The organism is Sphaerotilus hippei (assembly GCF_003201595.1).
GTDB lineage: Bacteria > Pseudomonadota > Gammaproteobacteria > Burkholderiales > Burkholderiaceae_C > Sphaerotilus > Sphaerotilus hippei.
This window is the reverse complement of record NZ_QJJS01000013.1, coordinates 88,236-105,097: the sequence shown is the minus strand read 5'-3', so window position 1 is coordinate 105,097 and position 16,862 is coordinate 88,236. Positions and strand designations below refer to the sequence as shown.

At 71.7% G+C, this 16,862-nt stretch carries 11 protein-coding genes; 6 read left to right on the top strand and 5 right to left on the bottom strand.

Annotated features, from left to right (window positions below; translation table 11 throughout):
* Window positions 1-143: 143 nt before the first annotated feature.
* Together secA and C7444_RS14080 are read right to left on the bottom strand one after the other, a co-directional pair.
* On the bottom strand, window positions 144-2,891 hold the full coding sequence (secA, locus tag C7444_RS14085; protein WP_110401481.1) for a preprotein translocase subunit SecA: 2,748 nt from the start codon (window positions 2,889-2,891) through the stop codon (window positions 144-146).
* A 153-nt stretch (window positions 2,892-3,044) separates the two neighbouring features.
* Entirely contained in the window at window positions 3,045-4,133 is a 1,089-nt protein-coding gene (locus C7444_RS14080) for a M23 family metallopeptidase (RefSeq protein ID WP_110401480.1), read from the bottom strand.
* 18 nt (window positions 4,134-4,151) lie between these two features.
* Between C7444_RS14080 and C7444_RS14075 the strand changes: the two genes are divergently transcribed.
* Complete coding sequence (locus C7444_RS14075; protein WP_245909574.1) at window positions 4,152-4,481, top strand: flagellar hook-length control protein FliK; 330 nt, start codon at window positions 4,152-4,154, stop codon at window positions 4,479-4,481.
* A gap of 32 nt (window positions 4,482-4,513) precedes the next feature.
* On the opposite strand, the gene gpmA is transcribed toward C7444_RS14075, so the two are convergent.
* A complete protein-coding gene (gene gpmA, locus C7444_RS14070) occupies window positions 4,514-5,257 on the bottom strand; it encodes a 2,3-diphosphoglycerate-dependent phosphoglycerate mutase (RefSeq protein ID WP_110401479.1) in 744 nt (247 codons plus the stop codon).
* Between the two features lie 103 nt (window positions 5,258-5,360).
* Here gpmA and C7444_RS14065 point away from each other — a divergent pair, with 103 nt between their 5' ends.
* The 3 genes from C7444_RS14065 to C7444_RS14055 all read left to right on the top strand — a co-directional run bounded on the left by C7444_RS14065 (window position 5,361) and on the right by C7444_RS14055 (window position 8,169).
* On the top strand, window positions 5,361-5,774 hold the full coding sequence (locus C7444_RS14065; RefSeq protein WP_110401478.1) for a rhodanese-like domain-containing protein: 414 nt from the start codon (window positions 5,361-5,363) through the stop codon (window positions 5,772-5,774).
* Between the two features lie 88 nt (window positions 5,775-5,862).
* Window positions 5,863-6,120, top strand: coding sequence for a glutaredoxin 3 (gene grxC, locus C7444_RS14060; protein ID WP_110401477.1), 258 nt, complete (start codon window positions 5,863-5,865; stop codon window positions 6,118-6,120).
* A gap of 162 nt (window positions 6,121-6,282) precedes the next feature.
* On the top strand, window positions 6,283-8,169 hold the full coding sequence (locus tag C7444_RS14055; RefSeq protein ID WP_110401476.1) for a potassium transporter Kup: 1,887 nt from the start codon (window positions 6,283-6,285) through the stop codon (window positions 8,167-8,169).
* A 16-nt stretch (window positions 8,170-8,185) separates the two neighbouring features.
* Here C7444_RS14055 and rrtA read toward each other — a convergent pair whose 3' ends face one another.
* Complete coding sequence (gene rrtA, locus C7444_RS14050) at window positions 8,186-8,875, bottom strand: rhombosortase (protein WP_170130757.1); 690 nt, start codon at window positions 8,873-8,875, stop codon at window positions 8,186-8,188.
* Window positions 8,859-11,612, bottom strand: coding sequence for a bifunctional [glutamate--ammonia ligase]-adenylyl-L-tyrosine phosphorylase/[glutamate--ammonia-ligase] adenylyltransferase (glnE, locus tag C7444_RS14045; RefSeq protein WP_110401474.1), 2,754 nt, complete (start codon window positions 11,610-11,612; stop codon window positions 8,859-8,861). The genes rrtA and glnE overlap by 17 nt, the downstream gene beginning before the upstream one ends.
* A 138-nt stretch (window positions 11,613-11,750) precedes the next feature.
* On the opposite strand from glnE, the gene C7444_RS14040 reads away from it, so the two are divergent.
* Complete coding sequence (locus C7444_RS14040) at window positions 11,751-16,007, top strand: YhdP family protein (protein ID WP_110401473.1); 4,257 nt, start codon at window positions 11,751-11,753, stop codon at window positions 16,005-16,007.
* Window positions 16,004-16,855 carry a carbon-nitrogen hydrolase family protein gene (locus C7444_RS14035; protein WP_110401472.1) on the top strand — a complete coding sequence of 284 codons (852 nt, stop codon included), beginning with the start codon at window positions 16,004-16,006 and terminating at the stop codon, window positions 16,853-16,855. Before C7444_RS14040 ends, C7444_RS14035 begins: the two co-directional genes overlap by 4 nt.
* Window positions 16,856-16,862: the final 7 nt, after the last annotated feature.

Genomic DNA, 16,862 nt, shown 5'->3' with positions numbered 1-16,862 from the left:
GCTGGCCGGCGGGAGGGCGGGCGGTGGCGATCACCGCCGGCACGGCAGGAAAAGGCAGTGGCACATGGGGACCGGCGCGCCTGAAGGACGCGGGGCGGCCCCCCGATCATCGCCGCCTCAGCGTGCGACGACCATGAGCCCGCTCAGGCGAGCTGGCCGTGGCACTGCTTGTACTTCTTGCCGCTGCCGCAGGGGCAAGGATCGTTGCGGCCGACCCGCGGCACCTCGCCCGCCGGCATCGCACCGGGCGCCGCGTCCTGCGACACGCTGCCATCCTCGTTCGGATGGGTGTAGGTGACGTTGGCGAAATGCTCGGCGCGCTCCTCGATCGCCTCGGCTGCCTCGACGACCTGGTCGGGGCTCTGCACGCGCACCGTCATCAGCAGGCGGCTGACCTCGAGCTTGACCGTGTCGAGCAGCTGGCTGAACAGCTCGAAGGCCTCGCGCTTGTACTCCTGCTTCGGGTTCTTCTGGGCATAACCCCGCAGGTGGATGCCCTGGCGCAGGTAGTCCAGCGCGGCGAGGTGCTCGCGCCAGTGCGTGTCGATGGCCTGCAGCAGCACCATGCGCTCGAAGCTGGCGAACTGGTCCTTGCCCACCAGCGCCTGCTTGGCCTCGAAGGCGGCATCGGCGGCGGCGCAGACGCGCTCGACCAGGTCCTCGTCGGTGATCGCGTCGCTCTTCTCGACCTCGGCGCGCAGCGGCACGTCGAGCTGCCACTCCTCGCGCAGCGTCTTCTCCAGCGCCTCGAGCTCCCACTGCTCCTCGACGCTCTCGACCGGCACATGGTTGCGCACCACGTCGGTCATCGCGCCGCGGCGCAGGTGCGCGATCTGGGCATCGATGTCGGTCTGCTCGAGCAGCTCGTTGCGCTGCTGGTAGATGACCTTGCGCTGGTCGTTGGAGACGTCGTCGTACTCGAGCAGCTGCTTGCGCATGTCGAAGTTGCGCGCCTCGACCTTGCGCTGCGCGCTCTCGATGCTGCGCGTGACGATGCCCGCCTCGATCGCCTCGCCCTCGGGCATGTTCAGGCGCTCCATGATCGCCTTGACCCGCTCGCCGGCGAAGATGCGCATCAGCGAATCCTCGAGCGACAGGTAGAAGCGCGAGCTGCCCGGATCGCCCTGGCGGCCGGCCCGCCCGCGCAGCTGGTTGTCGATGCGGCGGCTCTCGTGGCGCTCGGTGGCGATGATGCGCAGGCCGCCCAGCGACTTGACCTGGTCATGCAGGCCCTGCCATTCATTGCGCAGCTGGGCGATGCGGGCAGCCTTGTCCGCGTCCGACAGGGCCGGGTCGGCCTCGACGAACTGGATCTGCTTCTCGACGTTGCCCCCGAGCACGATGTCGGTGCCACGACCGGCCATGTTGGTGGCGATCGTGACCATCTTCGGGCTGCCGGCCTGGGCGATGATCTCGGCCTCGCGGGCATGCTGCTTGGCGTTGAGCACCTGGTGCGGCAGCCCGGCCTGGTCCAGCAGGCCGGCAACCAGCTCGGAGTTCTCGATCGAGGTCGTGCCCACCAGCACCGGCTGGCCACGCTCGTAGCAGGCGCGGATGTCCTCGACCACCGCGTTGTACTTCTCGCGGTCGGTCTTGTAGACCAGGTCGAGCTCGTCCTTGCGGATGGTCGGGCGGTTGGGCGGAATCACCACGGTCTCGAGGCCGTAGATCTCCTGGAACTCGTAGGCCTCGGTGTCGGCCGTGCCGGTCATGCCGCCGAGCTTGCGGTACATGCGGAAGTAGTTCTGGAAGGTGATCGAGGCGAGCGTCTGGTTCTCGGCCTGGATCTTCACGCCTTCCTTGGCCTCGACGGCCTGATGCAGGCCGTCGCTCCAGCGCCGACCGGTCATCAGGCGGCCGGTGAACTCGTCGACGATGGTGACCTCGCCGTTCTGCACCACGTAATGCTGGTCGCGGTGGAACAGGTGGTGCGCGCGCAGCGAGGCGTACAGGTGATGCACCAGCGTGATGGTCGCGGCGTCGTAGAGCGACGCGCCCGGGCTCAGCAGGCCGGCCTCGGCCAGCAGCTGCTCGGCCTTCTCGTGGCCGGACTCGGTCAGGAAGACCTGGTGGGTCTTCTCGTCGGCGGTGAAGTCGCCCGGCTCGATCACGCCCTCGCCGGTGCGCGGATCGGCCTCGCCGATCTGCTTCTTCATGTGCGGCACGACGGCGTTGATGCGCACGTACATGTCGGTGTGGTCTTCGGCCTGGCCGCTGATGATCAGCGGCGTGCGCGCCTCGTCGATCAGGATCGAGTCGACCTCGTCGACGATGGCGTAGTTCAGCGGACGCTGCACCCGGTCGGCCACCTCGTAGACCATGTTGTCACGCAGGTAGTCGAAGCCGTACTCGTTGTTCGTGCCGTAGGTGATGTCGGCGGCGTAGGCGGCCTGCTTCTGCTCGCGCGACATGTTGGGCAGGTTGATGCCCACGGTCATGCCGAGGAAGGCGTAGAGCCGGCCCATGGCCTCGGCGTCACGCGCGGCGAGGTAGTCGTTGACCGTCACCACATGCACGCCCTGACCGGACAGCGCATTGAGGTAGACCGGCAGCGTCGACATCAGCGTCTTGCCTTCGCCGGTGCGCATCTCGCCGATCTTGCCGTTGTGCAGCGTCATGCCGCCGAGCAACTGCACGTCGAAGTGGCGCATCTTCAGCGAGCGCTTGCTCGCCTCGCGCACGACGGCAAAGGCTTCGGGCAGCAGATCGTCCAGCGTGGAGCCCTGCTGCAGGCGCTGGCGGAACTCGGCGGTCTTGCCGGTCAGCGCCTCGTCGCTCAGTTGCTCGTACTGGGTTTCCAGCGCATTGATGCGCTCAACGACGCGGCGGTATTGCTTGAGCAGGCGTTCGTTGCGGCTGCCGAAAATCTGAGTCAGGAGCTTGGGCAACATGAAGAAGGCAATCGGTGCACTACCGGCGCTTCAGCCCGCGCCGGCAGTGTGGGGAATCGGAGCCGAGGGCACCGGGACTGCTGGACACGCCGTGTGTGCGGACACCGCTGGCAGACCTGCGAGCCTGGCGCCCTCAGAAAGCATTTGAGTCTATCACCGGGCCCTGGCACGCTGGCCACCCGCACGGGCGGGGGCCGCATCGGCCCGGGCCGTGGCGGGCGTGTCGTCCAGGCGTTCACCGCGGGCCAGGAAACGCGCCGGGTTCTGCGGCACCCCGCCCAGCAGCACCTCGAAGTGCAGGTGCGAGCCGGTCGAGCGGCCGGTGCTGCCCACCTGGGCGACCCGCTGGCCGCGGCGCACCAGTTCGCCGGGCTTGACCAGGATGGCCGAGGTGTGGGCGTAGCGGGTGACCAGGCCGTTGCCGTGGTCGATCATCAGCGCCTGGCCATAGGCACCGTCCCATTCGGCCGCGACCACCTTGCCGCCGGCGGCCGCATGGATGGCCGTGCCCGACGGGGCCGGGAAGTCCAGGCCGGTGTGCAGCGCCGCCCGGCCGGTGAACGGGTCGTAGCGGAAGCCGAAGCCCGAGCCGACCGGCCCGGACACCGGCGCCATGCTGGGCACGACCAGCTGCTCGAGCTTGCGCTCGAGCAGCCGCGACTCGACCAGCGTGAAGACGTCGTTGCGCAGGTCGGCATCGGCGTCGACCTGGTCGATCCAGTCGTTGAGCTGCTGCAGCGACGGCGAAGGCGACGCGGGCAGGTAGGGACCGCCCAGGCCGGTCGCGCGGGAAGCGCTGGCCTGGCTCACCTTGGCCGCCGCCGGCACCGCCGAAGCCGCCGCAGGCGGGGCGGAGGCCTGAGCCGCCGCCTCCTTGCCCGCCTCGTCGAGGGCGCGCAGCTCCTCGGGCTTGAGGCCGGCCAGGCCCGACACCCGGGCGCCGACCGCCTCGAGGCGGATCACCTTGGCCTGCATCTCGCCCACCCGCTGGGCCATCGCGTCGAGGTTCTCGCGCATGTAGCGGTCACGCTGCTCGAACTCGTCGCGCACCACCAGCCCGACGACCTGGCTGACCACCGGCCAGCCTTCGCGGGCGGCCTTCAGGAAGACGAAGTGGTAGATCGCCCCCGACAGCAGCATCAGCAGCAGCACCAGGGTGATCACGATCAGCCACAGCTGCACCGGGCGCACATGCATGGAGCGCGTTCGAGCCAGTCCGCCGTGGGTGATCAGGATATCCATCGTCGCTACACTCCTCGGGTGAAACCCATTGTTCCCGCTGTCCCGGCCGCGATGCCGATGCAGAAGGTGCTCGAAGGCTGCGAGCCCCTGCAGCGCCTGCGCCTGCGCCTGGCCCAGTCCCAGGCCCGCGTGGATGCGGTTCGTGCCCACCTGCCCCCGGCCTTGCGACCGTGGGTGACCGGAGGTCCGGTGGACGATGAAGGCTGGACCCTGCTGGCCGCCAACCCGGCGGTAGCGGCCAAGCTGCGGCAGCTGCTGCCCCGGCTCGAAGAAGCCCTGCGTCAACAGGGCTGCGAGCGTAGCTCAATCAGGATACGGGTTCAACCCGGTACCCTGCCGGGGCGCTGACCCGGGACCGACGCCCGGGTCCGCCGGGCGGATCAGGCCTTGCCCTGGCTCGCCACGGCGGCGGCGGCCTTGGCGGCGGCCTCGGCATCGCCGAGGTAGTAGCTGCGGATGGGCTTGAGGTTGGCGTCGAGCTCGTAGACCAGCGGAATGCCGTTGGGGATGTTCACGCCGACGATCTCGTCGTCACCGATGCCGTCGAGGTACTTGACCAGGGCGCGGATCGAGTTGCCGTGGGCGGCGATGACGATGCGCTGGCCCGACTGGATGGCCGGGGCGATCGTGTCGTTCCAGAACGGCAGCACGCGGGCCACGGTGTCCTTCAGGCATTCCGTCAGCGGGATCTGCTCGGCATCGAGGCGGGCGTAGCGCACGTCCTGGCGCTGGCCGCGCGGGTCGGTGGCCTCGAGCGCCGGCGGCGGCGTGTCGTAGCTGCGCCGCCAGGTCAGCACCTGGTCATCGCCGTACTTCTTGGCCGTGTCGGCCTTGTTGAGGCCCTGCAGCGCGCCGTAGTGGCGTTCGTTGAGGCGCCAGCTGTGCACCACCGGCAGCCAGGTGCGATCCATCTGGTCGAGCGCGTGCCACAGCGTCCAGACCGCGCGCTTGAGCACGGACGTGTACGCGACGTCGAATTCGTAGCCCGCCTCCTTCAGCAGGCGACCGGCCTGCCTGGCCTGCTCGACGCCGGTGGGGGTCAGCTCCACATCGGTCCAGCCGGTGAAGCGGTTTTCCAGGTTCCAGGTCGATTCACCGTGGCGGATCAGCACGAGCTTGTACATGATGAGGACGCGAGCGTCAGAAAGAGTGGAAGGGATCCGGGAATTCTATAATCCGCCTCTCTTCTGACCTACACCGTCCGCCCCGCTGCGGCGGCATGCTCGCGTGAATTTCCTTCTAGACAACTGGCACTGGATCGTCGGGGCCCTCGTTTCAGGGGGTGGGCTGTTGTGGCCTTCCCTGAGCGGCAACGGCGGCAGCGATGCCGTCAACACCAACGAGGCGGTGCGGCTCATCAACCGCGAGAAGGCGGTGGTGATCGACGTGTGCGAGCCCGCCGAGTTCGCCGGCGGCCACATCGGTGGCGCCCGCAACCTGCCGCTCGCGCAGGTGAGCGAGGGCGGCAAGGCCCTGCCCGCCAACAAGGCGCTGCCGCTGGTGGTGGTGTGCGCCAGCGGGGCCCGGGCGCGCCGCGCCGCGGCCGAACTGCGCAAGCTCGGCCATGCCCAGGTGCATGTGCTGGGCGGGGGCATGAACGGCTGGCGCGACGCCGGCCTGCCGGTCGAGAAATCGGCCTGATCACGGGCGGGACATCGGTGCACCGGGCTGCAGGCGGTCCGGCCTGCACCGAGAATCCGCCTCTCGATCTCCACTGGACGCCCTCCGCATGAAACCCGTCAAGATGTACACCACGCAGGTCTGCCCGTTCTGCCTGCGCGCCAAGGCCCTGCTGAAGCAGCGTGGCGTGACGGAGATCGAGGAAGTGCGCATCGACCTGCTGCCCGAGCAGCGCCAGCAGATGATGGCGCTGACCGGCCGGCGCACGGTGCCGCAGATCTTCATCGGTGACACCCATGTCGGCGGCTGCGACGACCTGATGGCGCTCGACCAGGCCGGCGGCCTGGTGCCGATGCTCCAGAACTGAACATCGACCGGGCCCCCGGTCCGCCCGTCGCGGCGGGCGCACAACACCGCTGCGCAGGCGCCGCCAGCGGGTGTGCGGTAATTCTCGCGCGGCAGACGCGGTAGCGCACAATCGGCTCATTCGTAACGAAGAACGGCTTCAGTCCGCCGTCACCTCCTGCACGTGAGCGCTGCTTCGACCCATCATTCCCCCCCGGCCGCCACCGCGGCCCTGACCCTCGGGGCCCTCGGTGTCGTCTACGGCGACATCGGCACCAGCCCCCTCTACGCGCTGAAGGAAGTCTTCCACGGCGGCCACGTGCCGGTCACGCCGGAGAACATCCTCGGCGTGCTGTCGCTGATCTTCTGGACGATGACCGTCATCGTCTCGCTGAAGTACGTGCTGCTGATCCTGCGGGCCGACAACAACGGCGAAGGCGGGCTGATCGCCATGCTGGCCCTGGCCACCCACGCCGTGAGCGACCGGCCCACGCTGCGCCGCGTGCTGATGGGCGTGGGCATGTTCGGCACGGCCATCTTCTACGGCGACGGGGTGATCACCCCGGCCATCACCGTGCTGGGCGCGATGGAGGGCCTGGCCATCTACGAGCCCGGCCTGCAGTCGCTGGTGCTGCCGCTGGCCCTGGTCGTGCTGACCGGGCTGTTCGCGGTGCAGCGCTTCGGCACGGGGGGCATCGGCAAGGCCTTCGGCCCGGTGACGCTGGTGTGGTTCGTCGTGCTGGCCGCGCTGGGCCTGCCGCACGTGCTGGCCAACCCGGCCGTGCTGGTGGCGCTGAACCCGCTGTACGCGGTGCAGTTCTTCCTCGACAACAAGGTCGTCGGCTTCGTCGCGCTGGGCGCGGTGGTGCTGTGCGTGACCGGTGGCGAGGCGCTCTACGCCGACATGGGCCACTTCGGCAAGCGCCCGATCCGCATCGCCTGGTATGGCGTGGTGATGCCCTGCCTGGTCATCAACTACTTCGGCCAGGGCGCGATGCTGCTGGCCGAGCCGGAAGCGGCGGTCAACCCGTTCTTCCACATGGCACCGGCCTGGGCCGAGATCCCGGTGTTCGTGCTGGCGACCGCGGCCGCGGTGATCGCCTCGCAGGCGCTGATCACCGCCGCGTTCTCGGTCACGCGCCAGGCGATCCAGCTGGGCCTGCTGCCGCGCATGCACATCAAGCACACGTCGGTACGCGACCTCGGCCAGATCTACGTGCCTTTCGTGAACTGGGGCCTGTACGTGTTCATCGTGCTGGCGGTCGCGCTGTTCAAGACCTCCTCGAACCTGGCCTCGGCCTACGGCATCGCGGTGACGCTGGACATGACGATCACGACGATCATGACCTTCTACGTGATCCGCTACGGCTGGAAGTACCCGCTGCTGGCCAGCCTGCTGCCGACCGCCGGCTTCCTGGTCATCGACCTCGCCTTCTTCTCGTCGAACATGCTCAAGCTGCTGGGCGGGGGCTGGTTCCCGCTGGTGCTGGGCACCGGCATGTTCGTGCTGATGCTGACCTGGAAACAGGGCCGCTCGCTGATGAGCGCGCGCCTGCACGACGAGGCGATCGACCTCGACAGCTTCCTCGAGGCGGTCTTCATCAGCCCGCCGACCCGGGTCAGCGGCACGGCGGTGTTCCTGTCGGCCGAGAAGGGGCTGACACCGAATGCGCTGATGCACAACCTCAAGCACAACAAGGTGCTGCACGAACAGAACCTGTTCGTGACCGTGCTGGCCCACGACGTGCCGTGGATCGGCTTCGAGCAGCGGATCGCCATCGAGCCGCTGGGGCACGACTGCTGGCAGGTCACGCTGAACTTCGGCTTCAAGAACGATCCGGACGTGCCCGAGGCGCTCAAGCTGCTCAAGGGCCGGGGCGTGGTGCTCGAGGACATGGACACCAGCTATTTCCTGTCGCGCGACATCGTCATCCCGACGCTGGGCGCGGGCATGGCGCTGTGGCGGGAGAAGCTGTTCGCCAGCATGCACCGCAACGCCGCCGGTGCGGCCGACTTCCTCTACCTGCCCGCCAACCGAGTGGTCGAACTCGGCTCCAAGGTCGAGATCTGAGGCCGCGGGGGCCGGCTCAGCCTGCGCCCGGCCGACCCGCCCACCGGGTCGGCAGCACCAGCAGGAGCAGCGCGCAGGCCATGCCGCAGACGGCTCCGCTGGCATGGGCCCAGGGCACGACGGCGATGTCCCAGCCCTCGGGGTGGCTCAGCAGCCGAGCCCAGGGACGCTCCAGCATCACCTTGGCCAGCAGCCCGAGGCCCAGCAGCGTGGCGATGAGACGGGAGGCCCGGTCGCGGGGGTCGGCCAGCGTGGAGACCACCACCACGGCCACGCCCGCGTGCAGCACGCCCGACAGCCCGCCATAGGACATCAGCTCCGGCCGCAGCGCCAGCCCCAGGTGGGTCAGCGGCCAGGACGCCGCCCAGGCCCAGGCGGCCCGCGGCCCCGGGGCCGCGACCCAGCCCAGGCCGGCCACCAGCACGACCCCGAGCAGATTGGCCAGCAGGTGCAGGCCGCTCAGATGCACCCAGGCCGCGCTCCACAACCGCCAGGGCTGGCTCAACCACTGAGCCCCGTCCCAGGCCAGCAGGCCGGCGGACAGGGCCTGGGCCCTGGGCATCGCGGCGGCGACCAGGCCGACCCAGCCACCGACGGCCGCACCGGAACCCCGTCCGGCCCCCAGCCACCAGGCCGGCAGGCTCAGCAGCAGCGCGACGGCGAGCCAGGCCAGGCGGCCCCTGCCGACCTCATTCGAAGACGGCACGCCAGAGCGCCCGGACCGCATCCCGGTGCACGGCCAGCTCACCCAGCGTCTCGACCGGGAACTGCGTGCTCGCCTCGTCGAGGCGGGCCCGGTGCTGAACCTGGCGCAAGGCGCGGTAGGCGGCGGCCGCCGCCTGGCCCACGCCCTCGGGCAGCAGGCCGTCACGCTCGGCATCGATCAGCAGCGCGATGTTGCCCGAATTGACCTGCAGCGCCGGATGCCGCGCCGACTGCGACAGCACCAGGTACTGCACCGCGAACTCGGCATCCATCATGCCGCCGCGACTGTGCTTGACGTCGAAGTGGCCGGCACGCACCGGATGCGCCTGGCGCACCCGCTCGCGCATCGTCACGACCTCCTCGCGCAGCGTGGTGGTCGCGCGCTCGGCGCACAGCACCTCGCGCCGCACCGCCTCGAAACGCGGCGCCAGCCCGGGGTCGCCGGCACACCAGCGGGCCCGGGTGATCGCCTGGTGTTCCCAGGTCCAGGCGGTGTTGCTGCCCCGACCGCGCTGGTAGTGGCCGAAGGCGCTGATCGAGGTCACCAGCAGCCCGGAGTTGCCGTTGGGCCGCAGCGCGGTGTCGATCTCGAACAGCGTGCCGGCCGGCGTGCGCAGCGACAGCCAGGTGATGACCTTGCGCACGAAGGCGGCGTAGACCTCGCTGGCGCGGTCGTCATCGTCATCGAACAGGAAGACGACATCGAGGTCGCTGCCATAACCCAGCTCCTTGCCGCCGAGCTTGCCGTAGGCGATGACCGCCACCGCGGGCACGTCGCGGTGGCGCGTGCGCAGGTGCTGCCAGGCCCAGCGCAGCGTGCAGTCGAGCGTGGCATCGGCCAGGGCCGACAGGTCGTCGGCCACCTGCTCGACCGTCAGCTCGCCCTCGACGTCGCGCACCAGCGTGCGGAACATTTCGGCGTGGTGGGCCCGGCGCAGCGTGTCGAGCAGCGCCTCCTCGTCGGCCTGGCCGCTGCGCACCCAGGCCTGGTGACGCTCTTCCAGGTCACGCAGGTAGGCCTGGGCGTCGAAGCGCTCGTGGGACAGCCGGGCGTCGGCCAGCTCGTCGATCACGCCGGGCTGCTGCATCAGGTAGCGCATCGGCCAGCGGGCCAGGCCCAGCAGGCGCAGCAGGCGGCCCAGCACCTGGGGCCGCTCGGCCAGCAGCGCGAGGTAGCTGTCGCGCCGCAGCAGCGGCTCGAGCCAGTCGATGAAGCGCAGCATCGCGTCGTCGCCGAGGGTCGAGCCGGCGACGCTCTCCTGCTCGCTGAGCTTGCGCGCGCGCAGCAGCAGGCGGGCCAGCCGCTGGCGGGCCTCGTCGCGCAGCACGGCGACGCGGGGCTGCGTGATCAGCGCCTTCAGGCGCTGGGCCACGGCCGGCGCCATGCCCTCGGTCAGCGAGGGCGAGTCCAGCGCCGGCACCGGCGCCGAGCAGCCCTTGCAGGTGCCCCCGCCGCCGCCGGGGCCGCGCCCCTCGTTGAGCAGCGCGTCGAACTCGGTGGCGACGAACTCGCGGAAGCTGCAGAGCTGGTCCAGCAGCTCGCAGGCGTCGTCGCGGCACTGCAGGCCCATGGACTGCGCGATCCAGTGCAGGTCGGCATCGGCCGAAGGCAGCACATGGGTCTGCTGGTCGTCGAGGAACTGGATGCGGTGCTCGACCCGGCGCAGGAAGACGTAGGCCTGGCCCAGCCGTGCGGCCGCCTCGACCGGCAGCAGGCCGACCGCGGCGAGCCGGTCGAGCGCCTTCAGCGTGGGCCGGGTGCGGATCTCGGGGTAATGGCCACCACGCACCACCTGCAGCAGCTGCACGATGAACTCGATCTCGCGGATGCCCCCGCGCGAGAGCTTGACGTCGTTGGCGCGGTCGGGGCGGCCGCAGGCGCGGCGATTGGCCTCGATGCGGATCTTCTGGTGCAGCTGGCGCAGCGCCTCGAACACGCCGTAGTCGAGGTAGCGGCGGTAGACGAACGGGGTCACCACGTCGCGCAGCGCCCGGGCCCGCCCGCTCTCGACGGCCGCCCGCGGGGCCACCACGCGGCTCTTGAGCCACGCGAAACGTTCCCACTCGCGGCCCTGGACGAGGAAATACTCCTCCAGCATCGCCAGGCTGACCGCCGGCGGGCCGGAGTTGCCGTTGGGGCGCAGCGCGAGGTCCATGCGGAAGACGAAGCCGTCCTCGGTCGGCTCGCCGATCAGCGTCCAGAGCTGGCGCACCACCTGGCCGAAATACTCGTGGGCGGTGATCGGCGCGACCGTGCGCCCGGGCAGGCCGCTGGTGTGGCCTTCGTCCTCGTAGACGTAGATCAGGTCGATGTCCGAGGACACGTTGAGCTCGCGCGAGCCGAGCTTGCCCATGCCGACGATCCAGAAGTCGATCGGCTCGCCGGCCTCGGTCAGCGGCGGTCCGTACTGGGCGTCGAGCGCGGCCCGCGCGGCCTGCAGCGCGCGCTCGAGGGTGACCTCGGCCAGCTCGGTCATCGCCAGCGTGATCGCCTCCATCGGCGCCTGCTGCTCGATGTCGAGCACCGCCAGGCGCTCCATCACCAGCTGGCGCGTCAGGCGCAGCGCGGCCGGCAGGCTGCGGCCGGCGGCCAGCAGCGCGTCGATGCAGCGCTGCATCGACGCGGTGTCGGGCTGACCCTCGGGCAGCAGCGGCAGCAGCGAGGAGGCGACGCGGCGGACGCGCTGGATGTAACGGGAGTGCTCGGCCTGGGCCTGGAGTGGCTTCGTCGTCGTCATCACGCGCCCGGGTCTGTGCTAGCTTTGGAGATCCGGCGCGGGGCCAGGCCATCGGCCTGTCGTGCCGCCCCGGTCCGGGTCAGTCCCTGAGGGATCCGTCCGATCGCCATCCTGTCTCCATCCTTGCCTGCTGATTTCATGTCCGATCCATCCTCTCGCCCGCCTGAGCCGGCACGCTGGCTGCGTGCGGCCTCGAAGGTGGCGCGGGCAACTGCCTGGATCACCCTCGGTCTGACGAGTATCGTGCTGGCCCTCTGGGTGGGCTTGCACTGGGTCATTTTGCCCCGGCTTCAAGTGTGGCAACCCCAGATCGAGGGCTGGGCCACGCAGGCGCTGAAGACTCCCGTGAAGATCGGCCGGATCGAGGTCGACGGGGGCCTGTGGGCCCCGGTGCTGCGCCTGCGCCAGCTCAGCCTGCTGGACATGCAGGGCCGCCCGGCCTTCCGGCTCGACGAGGTGCGCGCGACCCTCACCCCCGGCTCGCTGCTGCCCCGCAGCTGGGGCCACTGGCAGCCGCACCTGGCACGCATCGAACTGCAGGGCCCCGACCTGCTGGTGCAGCGCGACCGGGACGGCCGGCTGAGCCTGGGCGGGCTGCGGCTCGACGGCCCGGCCGACCCCGAGCGGGAACAGGCGGTGGCCGACTGGCTGTTCAGCCAGGGTGAATGGCTGATCCGGGGCGGCCGCATCACCTGGTCCGACGCGACACGCGCCGAACCCCCGCTGCTGCTGGAGCAGGTCGACCTGCGGGTGGACAACCGCGGCCGGCACCACCGGATCGAGCTGGCCGCCACCCCGCCGAGCGGCTGGGGCCGGCGCCTGGACGTGCAGGCCGACCTGCGCGCCGGCCTGCTCGACCACCTGCGCCACCCGGGCGACTGGACCCGCTGGCGCGGCCGCCTCGAGGCCCGGCTGCCCCACGTCGACGTGCAGGCCCTGCGCCGCCACGTCAGCCTGCCCTTCGACCTGCAGCGGGGCCAGGGGCAGCTGGCGCTGCAGCTGGAGATCGACGACGGCGCGCTGAGCGAGGCCCGTGCGGACGTGGCGCTGCAGGAAGCCCGGCTGCAGCTGCAGTCGCGCCTGCCGGCCCTGGACATCGAACGCCTGGACGGCAGCCTGCACCTGACCCGCGACCCGCAGCGCACCCGCCTGCGCGCCGAACGCCTCGCCTTCACGCTGCGTGACGCGCAGGGACACGAGCACCTCTGGGCGCCCACGACGCTGGCGCTCGAGCTGCGGGGCCAGGGGCCGGACTGGACGGGCGGCCAGTTCACCGCGTCGCGGCTCGACCTGGCGACCCTGGCCACCATCACCGCCCACCTGCCGCTGTCCGACGGCTGGCGCCGCTGGGTGGCGGGGGCCGAGCCCGAGGGGCGGCTGAAGGACGTCTCCTGGCGCTGGGACGGGCCGGCCGAACAGCCGCTGCGCTGGCAGGCCGAGGCGGTCGGCCAGCAGCTGGGCCTGCGCTCGAAGGAACACCCGCGCAGCCGCGCCGGCCACCCGCTGCCCGGCCGACCCGGCGTGCAGGGCGCCGAGGTGGTGCTGCAGGCCAGCGAACGGGGCGGACGGGCACGGGTGCGGCTGCGCGACGGCGAGCTCGACCTGCCCGGCGTGTTCGAGGAGACCCGCGTGCCGCTGGGCACGCTGGATGCCGACGTGCGCTGGCAGGTCGGCGCGGTGCCGGGCGCCGACGGCCTGCCCGACCTGCAGGTGGACATCCGCCGCGCCACCTTCTCCAACCCCGACAGCCGCGGCGAGGTCTCCGGCCAGTGGCGCACGGGCAACGGCAAGGACATCGACCGGCTGCCGGGCGTGCTGCGGCTCGATGCCCGGCTCGACCGCATCCCGGCCCACCGCATCCACCGCTACCTGCCGGTCGGCCTGCCCGCCGAGGTGCGCCACTACGTGCGCGACGGCATGCGCGGCGGCAGCGCCCGGCAGGTGGTCGCCCGGGTGCGCGGGCCGATCGACCATTTCCCGTTCGCCCACGACAGCGACGGCGAGTTCCACCTCGTCGGCCAGGTCGAGAACCTGAGCTACGACGTCGCGCCCAACCATGCCGGCCCCCAGCCCGGCACGCCGGCCTGGCCCCGGCTGACCCACCTGGGCGGCGAGCTGGTGTTCGACCGCCAGAGCATGTTCATCCGCAACGCCTCGGCCCGGCTGGGCGAGACCGGCAGCGGCGGCTTCGAGCTGCACCGGGTGCAGGCGCGCATCGGCGACTTCGTCGCCGACCCGGTGCTGCACATCGAGGGCCAGGGCCAGGGGCCGCTGACCGACGCGCTGGCCTACGTCAGCCGCAGTCCGATCGGCGGCTGGCTGCAGCACAGCCTGGACCAGGCCACCGGTGCCGGTCCGGCCCGGCTGAAGCTGGACCTGGCCCTGCCGCTGAACGACCTCGAACGCAGCACCGCTCAGGGCCTGCTGACCCTCGAGGGCAACCAGCTGCAGGTGCGCAGCGAATCCCCGCAGCTCGAGGACGTGCACGGCCAGCTGAGCTTCGACGAACGGGGCTTCCGCATCGAGGGCGCACGCGCGGTCGCGCTGGGCGGCCCGCTGACGCTGCAGGGCGGCACCCGGCCCGACGGCACGGTGCACCTGCGGGCGGTCGGCACCGCGACCGCCGCCGGCCTGCGCGAGGCGCCGCAGCTGGGGCTGCTCGCCCCGCTGGCCCGCCTGATGAGCGGCCAGGCCGGCTACGAGCTGGACCTGGGCTTCAGCGGCGCCGGCGTCGAGGTGCAGCTCGACAGCACGCTGCAGGGCCTGGCGCTGCAGGCCCCCGCCCCGCTGGGCAAGGCCGCCGCCGAGCGCCTGCCGCTGCGGGTCACGCTGCAGCCGGCCAGCGCGCCGGCGCCGGGCCGGCCGCGTGAATGGTGGCGCCTCCAGGCCGGGCCGCTGCTGTCGGTGCAGATGCTGCGCGAGCGTGACGGCGGCCAGCGCCTGCTGCGCGGGCTGGTGCAGGTCGGGCGCGCGGCCACCCAGGGCGGCAGCCAGGCGCTGCCGGCGCAGGGTCTGCTCACGCAGATCCAGCTGCCGGAGGCGAACCTGGTCGAATGGGCCCGGTGGCGCACCCGGGCCGAGGACGTCGGCCTGCTGCCGCCCTCCGACCCGACGGCCCCGGACCTCGACCACGTGCCGCGCCAGCTGCGCTTCGAGGTCGATCGGCTGCAGGTCGGCAGCCGCCTGTTCACCGCGGTGCAGGCCGACCTGAACCGCGAGCGCCAGGGCGACGTCGACCTCTGGCGCGGCCAGGTCCGGGCCGACCAGCTGGCCGGCAACGTCGAGGCCCGGCTGCCGCTCGATGCCCGGCAGATCCCCCAGCTGCACGCCCACCTCGCCCGCCTGAGCCTGCCGGCCGAGGAGCCCGGCGCCCCGACCCCGGTCGAGACCGACCGCTCGACCGGCGCTCGACCGCACCGCCTGCCCGGCCTGCTGCTGGAGGCCGAGCAGTTCGAGCTGCGGGGCGTGGCGCTGGGGCGGCTGGTGCTGGAGGCCGGTCACCAGGCCGAAGACGGTGAACGCGGCACCTGGATCCTGAAGCGGCTGAACATCGGCAACCCCGACGCCCAGCTGAGCGCCGTGGGCCGCTGGGTGCCGCCCGCCGCCGGCCACCGGACCCACAGCACCCGCATCACCTTCCGGCTCGACCTGAGCGACAGCGGCGCCCTGCTCGGCCGCTTCGGCAACAGCGGCGCGCTGCGGGGTGGCCAGGGCCTGCTGGCCGGCCAGCTCGAGTGGGACGGCTCGCCGCTGCAGTTCAACGTCGACAGCCTGGCTGGCCAGCTCTCGCTCGGGCTGGACCGGGGCCAGTTCCTGCGGGCCGAACCGGGCGTGGCCCGGTTGCTGGGCGTGCTCAGCCTGCAGTCGCTGCCGCGCCGGCTGCTGTTCGACTTCCGCGACGTGTTCCAGCAGGGCTTCAGCTTCGACCGCGTCGACGGCGACGTGAACATCCAGCGCGGGGTGGCGCAGACCCGCAACCTGCGCATCCGCGGGGTGCAGGCGCTGGTGCTGACCGAAGGCAGCGCCGACCTCGCCCGCGAGACCCAGGACCTCAACGTCTGGGTCGTGCCCGACATCAACGCCGGTGCGGCCTCGCTGGCCTATGCGGTGATCAATCCGGCGATCGGGCTGGGCACGCTGATCGGCCAGGTCTTCCTGCGCAAGCCGCTGACCGAGGCGGCCACCCGGCAGTTCCACATCACCGGCCGCTGGGACGCGCCGCTGATGGTCCCCGCCAGCCGCCGCACGCCGACCCCTGGCGAGGAGGCGCCCGCCGACACCGGCGCGGCCAGCCTGCCGGCGCCGGGCGCCTCGGCGACACCGCCGTCCGCCGCCACGCAGTGGACCCCCGCACCGACCAGCGCCAACCGCACCTCGCCGGAGAACCGACCATGAGACTTGCCGCGATCCAGATGGTGTCCACGCCCGACGTGGACCGCAACCTCGAGCAGGCGGCCACGCTGGTCGCCCGGGCCGCCGCCGGCGGGGCCGAGCTGGTGGCGCTGCCCGAGTACTTCTGCCTGATGGGCCGTCAGGACGGCGACAAGCTGGCGGTGGCCGAAGCCCCGGGCCACGGCCCGATCCAGCAGGCGCTGTCGGACTGGGCCCGGCGGCACGGGATCTGGCTGGTCGGCGGCACGCTGCCGCTGGCCCGCGAGGCCGACCCGCTGCACGCGACCAACAGCTGCCTGGTGTTCGGCCCCGAGGGCCGGCAGGCCAGCCGCTACGACAAGATCCACCTGTTCCGCTACGACGACGGCGAGCGCCGCTACGACGAGTCGCAGACCCTCTGCCCCGGCCGGCAGCCGGCCGCCTTCGAGGCCCGTGCCCGCGATGGCACGGCGCACCGGGTCGGCCTGTCGGTCTGCTACGACCTGCGCTTCCCGGAACTGTTCCGCGCGCTGATGCAGCCGCCCTGCGACCTGCTGGTCGTGCCCGCCGCGTTCACCCGCCCGACCGGCGAGGCGCACTGGGAGCTGCTGCTGCGCGCCCGGGCGGTGGAAAACCAGTGTTACGTGCTGGCCCCGGCCCAGGGCGGACGGCACGAGAACGGCCGCAGCACCTGGGGCCACAGCCTGCTGGTCGACCCCTGGGGCCGGGTGCTGGACTGCCGACCCGACGGCGAAGGCCTGGTCACCGGCACGCTGGACCCGGCGGTGCTGCGCCAGGTGCGCCAGCAGCTGCCGGCCCTGGAGCACCGGGTGCTCGGCCCCGGCCTGCCGGCCACCGCCGCGGGCGACTGAAGCCGGG